Origin of the sequence: Kosakonia sp. H7A, assembly GCF_003028445.1 — a bacterium.
In the GTDB taxonomy this organism is placed as follows: Bacteria; Pseudomonadota; Gammaproteobacteria; order Enterobacterales; family Enterobacteriaceae; genus Kosakonia; species Kosakonia radicincitans.
Genome location: NZ_PYTZ01000015.1, coordinates 18,663 through 31,358 on the forward strand (window position 1 = coordinate 18,663; position 12,696 = coordinate 31,358).

11 protein-coding genes are annotated in these 12,696 nt (G+C 54.4%); all 11 read left to right on the forward strand.

What is annotated here, in order from left to right; translation table 11 throughout:
• Positions 1–253: 253 nt before the first annotated feature.
• The 11 genes from rho (at position 254) to wecG (ending at position 12,626) form a co-directional block, all read left to right on the forward strand.
• The gene (rho, locus tag CWM66_RS26715) at positions 254–1,513 is read left to right on the forward strand and encodes a transcription termination factor Rho (protein WP_004386383.1); all 1,260 of its coding nucleotides are present in this window, start codon (positions 254–256) and stop codon (positions 1,511–1,513) included.
• A gap of 244 nt (positions 1,514–1,757) precedes the next feature.
• Positions 1,758–2,861 (forward strand): UDP-N-acetylglucosamine--undecaprenyl-phosphate N-acetylglucosaminephosphotransferase, encoded by a 1,104-nt coding sequence (gene wecA, locus CWM66_RS26720; protein ID WP_007369185.1) that lies wholly within the window; start codon positions 1,758–1,760, stop codon positions 2,859–2,861.
• A gap of 13 nt (positions 2,862–2,874) precedes the next feature.
• Positions 2,875–3,921, forward strand: coding sequence for an ECA polysaccharide chain length modulation protein (gene wzzE / locus CWM66_RS26725; RefSeq protein ID WP_035889550.1), 1,047 nt, complete (start codon positions 2,875–2,877; stop codon positions 3,919–3,921).
• Positions 3,922–3,977: 56 nt separating this feature from the next.
• The gene (gene wecB, locus CWM66_RS26730; protein WP_071531955.1) at positions 3,978–5,108 is read left to right on the forward strand and encodes a non-hydrolyzing UDP-N-acetylglucosamine 2-epimerase; all 1,131 of its coding nucleotides are present in this window, start codon (positions 3,978–3,980) and stop codon (positions 5,106–5,108) included.
• The gene (gene wecC / locus CWM66_RS26735; RefSeq protein ID WP_107147680.1) at positions 5,105–6,367 is read left to right on the forward strand and encodes a UDP-N-acetyl-D-mannosamine dehydrogenase; all 1,263 of its coding nucleotides are present in this window, start codon (positions 5,105–5,107) and stop codon (positions 6,365–6,367) included. Before wecB ends, wecC begins: the two co-directional genes overlap by 4 nt.
• A 17-nt stretch (positions 6,368–6,384) precedes the next feature.
• Positions 6,385–7,062: a dTDP-4-amino-4,6-dideoxy-D-galactose acyltransferase gene (gene rffC, locus CWM66_RS26740; protein ID WP_007369181.1), complete on the forward strand. Its 678-nt coding sequence runs from the start codon at positions 6,385–6,387 to the stop codon at positions 7,060–7,062.
• A gap of 4 nt (positions 7,063–7,066) precedes the next feature.
• On the forward strand, positions 7,067–8,197 hold the full coding sequence (gene rffA, locus CWM66_RS26745) for a dTDP-4-amino-4,6-dideoxygalactose transaminase (protein WP_090398670.1): 1,131 nt from the start codon (positions 7,067–7,069) through the stop codon (positions 8,195–8,197).
• A gap of 1 nt (position 8,198) precedes the next feature.
• A complete protein-coding gene (wzxE, locus tag CWM66_RS26750) occupies positions 8,199–9,449 on the forward strand; it encodes a lipid III flippase WzxE (RefSeq protein ID WP_035889548.1) in 1,251 nt (416 codons plus the stop codon).
• A complete protein-coding gene (locus tag CWM66_RS26755; protein WP_007369178.1) occupies positions 9,446–10,525 on the forward strand; it encodes a TDP-N-acetylfucosamine:lipid II N-acetylfucosaminyltransferase in 1,080 nt (359 codons plus the stop codon). Before wzxE ends, CWM66_RS26755 begins: the two co-directional genes overlap by 4 nt.
• A complete protein-coding gene (gene wzyE / locus CWM66_RS26760; RefSeq protein WP_007369177.1) occupies positions 10,522–11,874 on the forward strand; it encodes an ECA oligosaccharide polymerase in 1,353 nt (450 codons plus the stop codon). Before CWM66_RS26755 ends, wzyE begins: the two co-directional genes overlap by 4 nt.
• Before the next feature lie 11 nt (positions 11,875–11,885).
• Positions 11,886–12,626 (forward strand): lipopolysaccharide N-acetylmannosaminouronosyltransferase, encoded by a 741-nt coding sequence (gene wecG, locus CWM66_RS26765; RefSeq protein WP_007369176.1) that lies wholly within the window; start codon positions 11,886–11,888, stop codon positions 12,624–12,626.
• The last annotated feature ends 70 nt before the right edge of the window (positions 12,627–12,696 follow it).

Here is a 12,696-nt window from a genome sequence, read left to right on the forward strand (position 1 = left end):
TTTGAACATACCTTTAGTTGTTTGAACCTTGCATTACCCGATACTTCCCGCAGAGCAATATCGCCGCGACGGAAGTAAACAGATTCCGGGCTTATCACTCATTCCGTCTTATCGTTTCAGTTCTGCGTACTTTCTTGTGACCAGGCACCGATCAGATATGAGTTGATGGCCGTTAACAGGCATGGATGACCCTGCCATACCATTCACAACATTAAGTTCGAGATTTACCCCGAGTTTAAGAACCCACACCATTATGAATCTTACCGAATTAAAGAATACGCCGGTTTCTGAGCTGATCACTCTCGGCGAAAATATGGGGCTGGAAAACCTGGCCCGTATGCGCAAACAGGACATCATTTTCGCCATCCTGAAGCAGCACGCGAAGAGTGGCGAAGATATCTTTGGCGACGGTGTGCTGGAGATTCTGCAGGATGGATTTGGTTTCCTCCGTTCCGCAGACAGCTCCTACCTCGCCGGCCCTGACGACATCTACGTATCCCCCAGCCAAATCCGCCGTTTCAACCTCCGCACCGGTGACACCATTTCAGGTAAGATTCGCCCACCTAAAGAAGGTGAACGTTACTTCGCACTGCTGAAAGTTAACGAGGTGAATTTCGATAAGCCGGAAAACGCGCGTAATAAGATTCTGTTCGAAAACTTAACGCCGCTGCACGCAAACTCTCGTCTGCGTATGGAGCGTGGTAATGGTTCGACCGAAGACTTAACCGCTCGCGTACTGGATCTGGCATCGCCTATCGGTCGCGGTCAGCGTGGTCTGATTGTTGCGCCGCCGAAAGCGGGTAAAACTATGCTGCTGCAGAACATCGCGCAGAGCATTGCGTATAACCATCCGGATTGCGTACTGATGGTGCTGCTGATTGACGAACGTCCGGAAGAAGTGACGGAAATGCAGCGTCTGGTAAAAGGTGAAGTGGTTGCTTCTACCTTCGATGAACCGGCTTCCCGCCACGTGCAGGTTGCTGAAATGGTTATCGAAAAAGCCAAACGTCTGGTTGAGCATAAGAAAGACGTTATCATTCTGCTGGATTCCATCACCCGCCTGGCGCGTGCTTACAACACCGTTGTTCCGGCTTCCGGTAAAGTGTTGACGGGTGGTGTGGATGCTAACGCCCTGCATCGTCCGAAGCGTTTCTTCGGTGCTGCGCGTAACGTGGAAGAGGGCGGTAGCCTGACCATTATCGCGACTGCGTTGATCGATACCGGTTCGAAGATGGATGAAGTGATTTACGAAGAGTTTAAAGGCACCGGTAACATGGAGCTGCATCTCTCCCGTAAGATCGCAGAAAAACGCGTCTTCCCGGCGATTGATTACAACCGTTCCGGTACGCGTAAAGAAGAGCTGCTCACCACTCAGGAAGAGCTGCAGAAGATGTGGATCCTGCGCAAAATCATCCATCCAATGGGTGAGATTGATGCAATGGAGTTCCTCATCAACAAGCTGGCGATGACGAAGACAAATGATGAATTCTTCGACATGATGAAGCGCTCTTAATACAAATAAACCTCAGAAACGCCACGTTTTTACGTGGCGTTTTTCATTTCTGGGCTATACGCTATATGCACCAGGACAGGTATTGTCCAACACTGGCGACGGCTGGATGGCGTTTCGAAGGTCAAAACCTTCCATTTGGCTGAAAAGCAAACAATAACGCCTGTGATTGACCTGCATTCTCCTTTTATGGAGTGTAGCAACGTCGTTATACTGCCAGGATCAACATTTGCTGAGAGCATGCATTGTGAGTTTATCCACTGCGATTACTGAATTATTCGGTATTTTCTTGTTTACAACGGTTTTCCTGTTCTTCGCCCGAAAAATGGCGAAGCACGTTGGCCTGGTAGACAAACCTAACTCCCGAAAACGACACCAGGGACTAATCCCATTGGTTGGTGGTATTTCAGTTTACGCCGGGATTTGCTTCACTTTCAGCATCACAGACTACTACATTCCCCACGTTGGTCTTTATCTTGCCTGCGCAGGCGTGCTGGCGTTTGTCGGGGCGCTGGACGATCGTTTCGATATCAGCGTCAAAACTCGCGCAGCTATTCAGACGGTGATTGCCGTTGTAATGATGTGGGCCGGTAATCTCTACCTTAGCAGCCTCGGCTACATCTTTGGATCGTGGGAGATGGTGCTGGGGCCGTTTGGCTATCTGCTTACGCTGTTTGCTGTCTGGGCGGCAATTAACGCATTTAATATGGTAGACGGCATTGATGGCCTGCTCGGCGGCCTTTCCTGCGTTTCGTTTGCGGCGATTGGTATTATTTTATGGTTTGATGGCCAGACCAGCCTGGCGCTGTGGTGCTTTGCCATGATCGCGGCAATTCTGCCCTATATTCTGCTCAACCTTGGCCTGCTGGGGCGGCGTTATAAAGTGTTTATGGGCGATGCCGGCAGCACGCTGATTGGTTTCACCATTATCTGGATTTTACTGGAAACGACTCAGGGTAAGACCCACCCGATAAGCCCGGTGACGGCGTTATGGATTATTGCTATCCCCTTGATGGATATGGTGGCGATTACCTACCGACGTCTGCGTAAAGGTATGAGTCCGTTCTCACCCGATCGTCAGCATATTCACCACCTCATCATGCGGGCGGGTTTCAGTTCCCGTCAGGCATTTGTGCTCATCACGCTCGCTGCGGCAATACTCGCCAGCATTGGCGTCGTGACGGAGTACCTTCATTTTATTCCTGAATGGGTAATGTTGGCATTGTTTTTGCTGGCATTCTTCTTATACGGTTACTGCATCAAACGCGCCTGGAAAGTCGCGCGCTTAATGAAACGAGTTAAACGCAGAATGCGCCGTCACAGCGCGTCTAAATCAACACTAACCAAGTAAATCCGGGAAAGCGATGACTCAACCATTGTCGGGAACACCTTCAGCGGGTACGGAAAATGAGCTGGATATTCGAGGACTGTTTCGTACTTTGTGGGCAGGAAAACTGTGGATTGGGGGGATGGCGCTGCTGTTTGCATTGATTGCGCTGGCCTGGACTTTCTTTGCGCGGCAGGAATGGAGTGCGACGGCCATTACGGATAGCCCTACGGTTAACATGCTTGGCGGATTTTACTCCCAGCAACAGTTTTTACGTAATCTGGATGTGAAGGCGAATCTGGCGCCTGTCGAACAACCTTCGGTAATGGATGAATCCTATAAAGAGTTTGTTGTGCAACTGGCTTCATGGGACACGCGCCGTGATTTTTGGTTGCAGACGGACTACTACAAGCAGCGTCTGGTCGGGAACAGTAAAGCTGATGCTGCAACGCTGGATGAGTTAATCAACAATATCCAGTACACGCCGGGCGATGCGGCCCGCAATCTGAATGATAGCGTTAAGCTGATTGCTGAAACCGCGCCGGATGCGAACAATTTGTTGCGCCAGTATGTGGCTTTCGCCAGTCAGCGTGCCGCCAGCCATTTAAACGATGAGCTGAAAGGGGCATGGGCCGCGCGTACCATCCAGATGAAAGCCCAGGTTAAACGCCAGGAAGAGGTGGCGAAAGCGATCTACAACCGTCGCCTGCATAATGTTGAGCAGGCGCTGAAGGTGGCCGAGCAGCATAATATTTCGCGTAATGAAACCGAGGTTCCACCCGACGAGTTACCCGATTCGGAACTGTTTATGTTAGGCCGCCCGATGTTGCAGGCGCGCCTTGAGAACTTACAGGCTGTGGGGCCTCAGTTCGATCTGGACTATGATCAAAACCGGGCGATGCTGAATACACTTAACGTCGGGCCTACGCTGGATCCGCGTTTCCAGACTTATCGTTACTTGCGTACACCGGAGGAGCCGGTGAAACGCGACAGCCCGCGCCGTGTTTTCCTGATGATCATCTGGGGTATCGTTGGGGTGTTAGTCGGCGCCGGGGTGGCATTAACACGTCGCCGTATACATTAAGCGACGCCTGAGATGAAGGCACGGGGCCTTCATCCTCTAAAACAAAGAGAATCGTTGTGAAAGTACTCACCGTATTCGGCACACGACCAGAAGCTATCAAAATGGCTCCGCTGGTACATGCGTTGGCAAAAGATCCTGACTTTGAGGCGAAAGTTTGCGTCACTGCGCAGCATAGGGAAATGTTGGATCAGGTGTTGAGCCTTTTCTCGATTGTTCCGGATTATGACCTGAATATCATGCGCCCCGGACAGGGGCTGACGGAAATCACCTGCGGTATTCTTGAGGGGCTGAAACCAATTCTTGAATCGTTCCGCCCGGATGTTGTGCTGGTGCACGGCGATACGACAACCACCATTGCAGCGAGCCTTGCTGCTTTTTACCAACGTATTCCTGTTGGTCATGTGGAAGCCGGGCTGCGCACTGGCGATCTCTCTTCGCCCTGGCCCGAAGAAGCCAACCGTACCCTGACGGGCCACCTGGCAATGTATCATTTTGCGCCGACAGAAAATTCTCGCCGTAATTTGCTGCGCGAGAACGTTGCCGACAACCATATTTTTGTGACGGGCAATACCGTGATTGACGCCCTGTTCTGGGTGCGCGACAGCGTAATGAATACTTCCGGCCGCTATGAAGAGCTGGCGGTGCGCTATCCGTTCCTTGATGACAACAAAAAGCTGATCCTTGTCACCGGGCATCGCCGCGAGAGTTTTGGTCGTGGGTTTGAACAGATTTGCCATGCGCTGGCGGATATTGCCGCGCAACATGATGATGTGCAGATTGTCTACCCGGTACACCTGAACCCCAACGTCAGCGAGCCGGTAAACCGAATTCTGGGCCATGTTGAAAACGTGAGCCTGATTGAGCCGCAGGATTACCTGCCGTTTTTGTGGTTGATGAATCGCGCCTGGCTAATCCTCACCGATTCCGGCGGTATTCAGGAAGAAGCGCCTTCATTAGGTAAACCGGTGCTGGTGATGCGGGATACGACCGAGCGTCCGGAAGCCATCGAAGCGGGAACGGTAAAGCTGGTCGGCACGAATCGCCAGCGCATTGTGGAAGAGGTCACGCGCCTGCTCCGCGATAACGATGCCTGGCAAGCGATGAGCCATGCGCACAACCCCTATGGCGATGGACAGGCCTGTGGGCGCATTTTGCACGCACTTAAAAACAATCGGATAACACTATGAGCTTTACAACCATTTCCGTGATCGGCCTCGGTTACATTGGCCTGCCTACCGCTGCCGCTTTTGCCTCCCGGCACAAACAGGTCGTGGGAATCGACATCAACTCGCACGCTGTGGACACCATTAACCGTGGTGAAATCCATATTGTCGAGCCAGAGTTGAGTAGCGTGGTTAAAGCGGCGGTGGATGGCGGTTATCTGCGGGCCAGCACGACGCCAGTGGCGGCTGATGCTTACCTGATTGCCGTGCCGACGCCGTTTAAAGGCGAGCACGAGCCCGATATGACTTATGTCGAAGCGGCGGCCAAATCCATTGCGCCGGTGCTGACGAAAGGCGCGCTGGTGATCCTCGAATCCACTTCGCCCGTCGGCGCAACAGAGCAGATGGCTGACTGGCTCGCCGCAGCGCGACCGGATCTCACTTTCCCGCAACAGGCGGGAGAGACAGCCGATGTGAACATCGCTTACTGCCCGGAGCGTGTGCTGCCGGGGCAGGTGATGGTAGAGCTGATCAAGAACGACCGCGTGATCGGTGGTATGACGCCGGTCTGCTCGGCGCGCGCCAGCGAGCTGTACAAGATTTTCCTTGAGGGCGAGTGTGTAGTGACCAACTCCCGCACCGCTGAAATGTGCAAACTCACCGAAAACAGTTTCCGCGATGTGAACATCGCCTTCGCTAACGAACTGTCGTTAATCTGCGCCGAACAGGGGATCAATGTCTGGGAGCTGATTCGTCTGGCGAATCGCCATCCACGCGTAAACATTTTGCAACCGGGGCCGGGCGTTGGCGGGCACTGCATTGCTGTCGATCCCTGGTTTATCGTGGCGCAGAACCCGCAGCAGGCGCGGCTTATCCGTACGGCGCGCGAGGTGAACGATTATAAACCTCACTGGGTGCTGAACCAGGTTAAAGCCACCGTTGCCGACTGCCTGACAGCCAGCGGTAAACGCGCCAGCGAGATTAAAATCGCCTGCTTCGGGCTGGCGTTTAAACCGAATATTGACGATCTGCGCGAAAGTCCGGCGATGGAAATTGCCGGTGATATTGCGCAGTGGCACAGCGGGGAAACGCTGGTTGTCGAGCCGAATATCCATCAACTTCCGGCAGCGCTGAGCAGCCTTGCGTCGCTGGTGAATACCGCGGATGCGCTGGCGCAGGCCGATGTGCTGGTGCTGCTGGTCGATCACAACGAATTTAAAGCGGTAGAGAGTTGCCGCATCACGCAACGCTACATCGTGGATACCAAAGGCGTCTGGCGCTAAGGCGTAAAGGAGACGAAATGGCAATTCACGGAACGTTAGAAGAGCTGGCCTGGGAAAGCGCCTTTTTTGGTGTGCGCAGTGCGATTGTCCGCCTGCAACCTGCGGCTCCTGCGCTGAGCGTGACGGATTTTAGCGCCTGGGAACGCGTGCAGGTAAAGCTGGCGGCGTCGCAAACCGCACAACTGGACGCCCTGCAAGCGCTTGGCTTTCAACTGGTAGAGGGCGAGATCGACTTTTCGCTGACGGTATCGCCGCAGGGCGTTGATCCCGCAGCCGACGTGGCCACCTCCGACGATATTCCTGAATTACGCCGTCTGGCAGCCGGGATCTTCGTGCAGAGCCGTTTTCGTGCGCCCTGGTATGCGCCTGATGCAAGCGGGCGCTTTTATGCGCAGTGGATAGAAAACGCAGTAAAAGGCGTATTTGACCATCAATGTCTGCTGTTTCGCGGTGAAAATGGCGAAATTGCGGGCTTTGTTTCTCTGCGTCAGCTTAACGGGCAGGAGGCGCGTATCGGCCTGCTGGCCGGGCGCGGCGTCGGAGAAAAATTAATGCAGGCTGCGTGTCACTGGGCGCGACAGCGGCAACTGACTCTTGTGCGTGTCGCGACCCAGCTTGGGAATACCGCGGCACTTAAACGATATATTCAGAGCGGCGCGAACGTGGAAAGCACCGCTTTGTGGTTATACAGGTGACTCTATGATCCCCTTCAATGCACCACCGGTAGTAGGCACGGAAATCGACTACATGCAGTCGGCGATGGGTAGCGGTAAATTGTGCGGCGATGGCGGTTTTACCCGTCGCTGCCAGCAGTGGATGGAGCAGCATTTTCATAGCGCGAAAGTACTGCTGACGCCCTCCTGTACCGCGTCGCTGGAAATGGCCGCGCTGCTACTGGACATTCAGCCCGGTGATGAAGTGATCATGCCGAGCTATACCTTTGTTTCCACTGCCAATGCTTTTGTACTGCGCGGGGCAAAAATCGTCTTTGTTGATATTCGCCCGGATACGATGAATATCGATGAAACCTGCATTGAAGCGGCCATTACCGATAAAACCCGGGCGATTGTACCGGTACATTACGCGGGCGTAGCCTGCGAGATGGATACCATCATGGATATCGCCAAACGGCATAACCTGTTTGTGGTCGAAGATGCAGCTCAGGGTGTGATGTCCACCTACAAGGGACGTGCGCTTGGCACTATCGGCCATATTGGCTGCTTCAGCTTCCATGAAACAAAAAACTACACCGCTGGCGGCGAAGGCGGCGCGACGTTGATTAACGATCGCGCGCTGGTGGAGCGGGCGGAAATTATCCGCGAGAAAGGCACCAATCGCAGCCAGTTTTTCCGTGGACAGGTGGATAAGTACACCTGGCGGGATATCGGCTCCAGTTACCTGATGGCGGATTTGCAGGCAGCTTATCTCTGGGCGCAGCTGGAAGCGGCAGATCGCATTAATCAGCAGCGCCTGGCGCTGTGGCAAACCTACTATGACGCGCTGCTACCGCTGGCGTGCGCCGGGCGCATTACGTTGCCGACCATTCCGGCAGATTGCGGCCACAATGCGCACATGTTCTACATCAAGCTGCGTGATGAAGCCGATCGCCGTGCGCTGATCGCTTTTCTGAAAGAGGCGGAGATCCTGGCGGTGTTCCATTACATTCCGCTGCATGCGTCGCCTGCCGGGGAAAAATTTGGCGAATTCCACGGCGAAGATCGCTACACCACGGTGGAAAGTGAGCGTTTGCTTCGCCTGCCGCTGTTTTACAATCTGGCGCCGGTTAACCAGCGCACGGTTATCAGCACCCTTCTGAGCTATTTCCGCTGACATGTCGCTGGCAAAAGCATCGGTATGGACTGCGACAAGCACGCTGGTCAAAATTGGCGCGGGCTTGCTGGTGGTCAAACTTTTGGCGGTGGCTTTCGGGCCGTCAGGTGTCGGGCAGGCTGGTAACTTCCGCCAGTTGATTACCGTGTTGGGTGTGCTGGCTGGCGCCGGGATCTTCAATGGCGTGACTAAATTCGTCGCCCAGTATCACGATGATCCGGCGCGGTTGCGTGCGGTTGTTGGCACATCGTCAGCTATGGTGCTGGGCTTCTCAACGCTGCTGGCGCTCGTTTTTTTGCTTGCCGCTGCGCCTGTCAGCCAGGGCTTATTTGGCCATCCTGATTTTCAGGGGCTGGTGCGGCTGGTGGCGCTGGTGCAGTTCGGTATTGCATGGGCGAACTTGCTGCTGGCGGTGATGAAAGGCTTTCGCGATGCCGCCAGCAATGCGCTGTCGCTGATTATCGGCAGCGTGGTTGGCGTGCTGGCCTGGTATCTCTGTTTCCGGCTTGGCGGTTACCAGGGCGCGCTGCTGGGAATGGCGTTGGTTCCGGCGCTGGTGCTAATCCCGGCTGTGTTGCTGCTGATTCGACGCGGTTCGGTGCCGCTGGCGTACTTCGCGCCGCGCTGGGACAACGGTTTAGCCGGTCAGCTCAGCAAATTTACCCTGATGGCGCTGATTACATCGGTAACGTTGCCGCTGGCCTATGTGATGATGCGAAACCTGCTGGCGGCGCATTATAGCTGGGAAGAGGTGGGGATCTGGCAAGGGGTGAGCAGTATTTCCGATGCTTATCTTCAGTTTATTACCGCTTCGTTTAGTGTCTATTTGCTACCTACTTTATCGAGGCTGGCGACAAAACAGGAGATTTCGCGCGAAATCGTGAAATCGCTGCGCTTCGCGTTGCCAGCGGTGGCGGCGGTGAGCCTGACGGTGTGGCTGTTGCGTGATGTGGCGATCTGGCTGCTGTTTTCCGACAAGTTTACCGCCATGCGCGATCTCTTTGCCTGGCAACTGGTCGGGGATGTACTGAAAGTGGGCGCTTACGTCTTTGGTTATCTGGTGATTGCCAAAGCGTCGTTACGCTTCTACATTCTGGCGGAAATCAGCCAGTTCACTCTGCTCACGCTGTTCTCGCGCTGGTTTATTCCCGCGCACGGTGCTGCCGGTGCGGCACAGGCCTATATGGCAACTTACATTATTTATTTCGCCCTCTGTTGTGGCGCGTTTTTGATTTGGCGAAAGAAAGCATGACTGCACTGATTCACGTACTGGGATCGGATATCCCACACCATAACCAGACCGTATTACGCTTCTTTAACGATCATCTTGCTGCGTCGGGCGCGCATGCCCGCGAGTTTATGATTGCCAGCAGCGACACGGAAATAGGTGCGGAATACCCGGCGCTGACGCTGCACTTTTATGCGGACAAAAAGGCGCTGGCGAAAGCCGTCGTTGCGCGTGCAAAAGCGGATCGGCAACAGCGTTTTTTCTTCCACGGCCAGTTCAATTTAAGCCTGTGGCTGGCGCTATTGCGCGGCGCTATCAAACGCGAGCAATTTTACTGGCATGTCTGGGGCGCCGATCTGTACGAAGTCTCGCACAGCCTCAAATTCCGTCTTTTTTATCCGCTGCGCAGGCTGGCGCAGCACCGCGTAGGCTGCGTTTTTGCCACCCGCGGCGATCTGTCGTGGTACGGGAAACGTAATCCCACGGTGCGCGGGGAGTTGCTCTATTTCCCGACGCGTATGGATCCAGCGCTGAATACCATGGCACATGAGTTGCAGCGGGAAGGTAAGCTGACGATTCTGGTGGGTAACTCCGGCGATCCGAGTAATGAACATATTGCCGCGCTGGAGGCTATCCACCGCCAGTTCGGCGATACGGTGAATATCATTGTGCCGATGGGCTACCCGGCCAATAATGACAGCTATATCGATGCGGTAAATCGTGCCGGTCTGGCATTATTCAGCGCCGAAAACCTGCGCATTCTGCGTGAAAAAATGGCCTTTGACGACTATCTGTCGCTACTCGGGCAGTGTGATTTGGGCTATTTTATTTTTGCCCGCCAGCAGGGGATCGGTACGCTCTGTTTGCTGATTCAGGCCGGGGTGCCGTGTGTGCTTAACCGGGAAAACCCGTTCTGGCGCGATATGGTGGCCGAAGATATTCCGGTGCTGTTTACCGGTGATGCGTTGAATGAGACGGTGATTCGCGAAGCCCGGCGGCAATTGATCGCGGTGGATAAAAACGCCATCACCTTCTTCAGTCCAAACTATATTGCGCTCTGGCATAAGGCGCTGCGCAATGCTGCGGGGATCGCCGGATGAGTCCACTTGAGTTTTGCGGTCTGTTGATCCTCTGGCTGGTGGCAACGCTGTTTATCGCCACGCTAACCTGGTTTGAGTTCCGCCGGGTTCGGTTCAATTTTAACGTCTTCTTTTCACTGCTCTTTTTGTTGACGTTTTTCTTTGGGTTCCCGCTCACCAGCCTCCTGGTGTTCCGCTTCAATGTCGGCGTCGCGCCGCCGGGCGTGATGATGCAGTCGCTGCTGGCCGCGGCCTGTTTCTACGCGATTTATTATGTGACGTACAAAACCCGATTGCGGGCGAAAAGCGAGCAGGTATCGCGCCGCCCGCTGTTTACCATTAATCGGGTCGAGGCACATCTGACGTGGATCATGCTGATGGTTATCGCGCTGGTCAGCGTGGGCATCTTCTTCATGCACAACGGGTTTTTGCTGTTCCGTCTGCAATCCTATAGCCAGATCTTCTCCAGCGAAGTTTCCGGTGTTGCATTGAAACGCTTCTTTTATTTCTTTATTCCGGCCATGCTGGTGGTCTATTTCCTGCGGCAGAGCGCGCAGGCATGGCTGTTTTTCCTCGTCAGCACCGTCGCATTTGGTTTGTTGACGTACATGATCGTCGGCGGCACACGCGCCAATATTATTATCGCTTTTGCTATCTTCTTGTTTATCGGCATTATTCGCGGCTGGATTTCGCTGTGGATGCTGGCAGCGGCGGGCGTGCTGGGGATTGTCGGGATGTTCTGGCTGGCGCTGAAGCGCTACGGGCTTAATGTCAGCGGTGATGAAGCCTTTTATACCTTCTTGTATCTGACGCGCGATACCTTTTCTCCCTGGGAAAATCTGTCTTTGCTACTGCAAAACTACGACAAGATCGATTTTCAGGGACTGGCGCCGATTGTGCGCGATTTCTACGTTTTCATCCCTTCCTGGCTGTGGCATGGCCGCCCGAGTATTGTGTTGAACTCGGCGAATTATTTTACCTGGGAAGTGCTGAATAACCACTCAGGGCTGGCTATCTCTCCGACGCTGATTGGATCGCTGGTGGTGATGGGCGGTGTCTGGTTTATTCCGTTCGGTGCGGTGGTGGTGGGTCTTATCATTAAGTGGTTTGACTGGGTGTATAAACTTGGCAATCGGGAAACAAACCGCTATAAAGCGGCGATCCTGCACAGTTTCTGCTTTGGCGCTATCTTCAATATGATCGTGCTGGCGCGTGAGGGACTGGATGCTTTCGCTTCCCGCGTGGTGTTCTTCCTCGTCGTTTTCGGTTTCTGCGTGCTGGTGGCGAAACTGCTGTACTGGTTGTTCGACAGCGCTGGCCTGATACGTAATCGCAGTGCGCGCGCAGTGAACCCCCTTTCCCAGGTGTAAAAAGGAATAACATGACGGACAAGACGGCTGCGCCGCTGTATGACCTGCGCGGTCTGAAACTCATCGGCTGGCGCGATATGCAGCACGCGCTGGATTACCTCTATGCTGACGGCGAAATCAAACGCGGCACGCTGGTGGCGATGAACGCCGAAAAACTGCTGACTGTGGAAGACGATCCCGTGGTGCGTGCGCTGATCGAGGCGGCAGAGTTTAAATATGCTGATGGTATTAGCGTGGTTCGCTCTCTGCGCAAGAAATTTCCGCAGGCGCAGGTCTCACGCGTTGCCGGTGCCGATCTCTGGGAACATTTGATGATGCGTGCCGGGCAGTCAGGTACGCCTGTATTTCTGGTGGGGGGAAAACCGGAGGTGCTGGCGCAAACCGAGCAGAAACTGCGCGCGCAGTGGCAGGTCAATATCGTGGGTAGCCAGGATGGTTATTTTACGGCGGATCAGCGTGAGGCGCTGTTTGCGCGTATCAGGGACAGCGGAGCGAAAATTGTCACCGTTGCGATGGGATCGCCACGGCAGGAGATTTTTATGCGTGACTGCCGCGCTGTTTACGCCGATGCCTTGTTTATGGGCGTTGGCGGGACGTATGACGTCTTTACCGGACATGTAAAGCGGGCGCCGAAGATCTGGCAGCAACTGGGGCTGGAGTGGCTCTACCGGTTGCTTTCGCAGCCTACGCGGCTCAAACGCCAGCTCCGCTTACTGCGTTATTTACGCTGGCACTACAGCGGAAAATTCTGACCTCATCAGGCAGCGTTTCACGCTGCCGCTTTCCTTCCAGCTGCTGTTTTATTGTGCATCGGGTCGATTT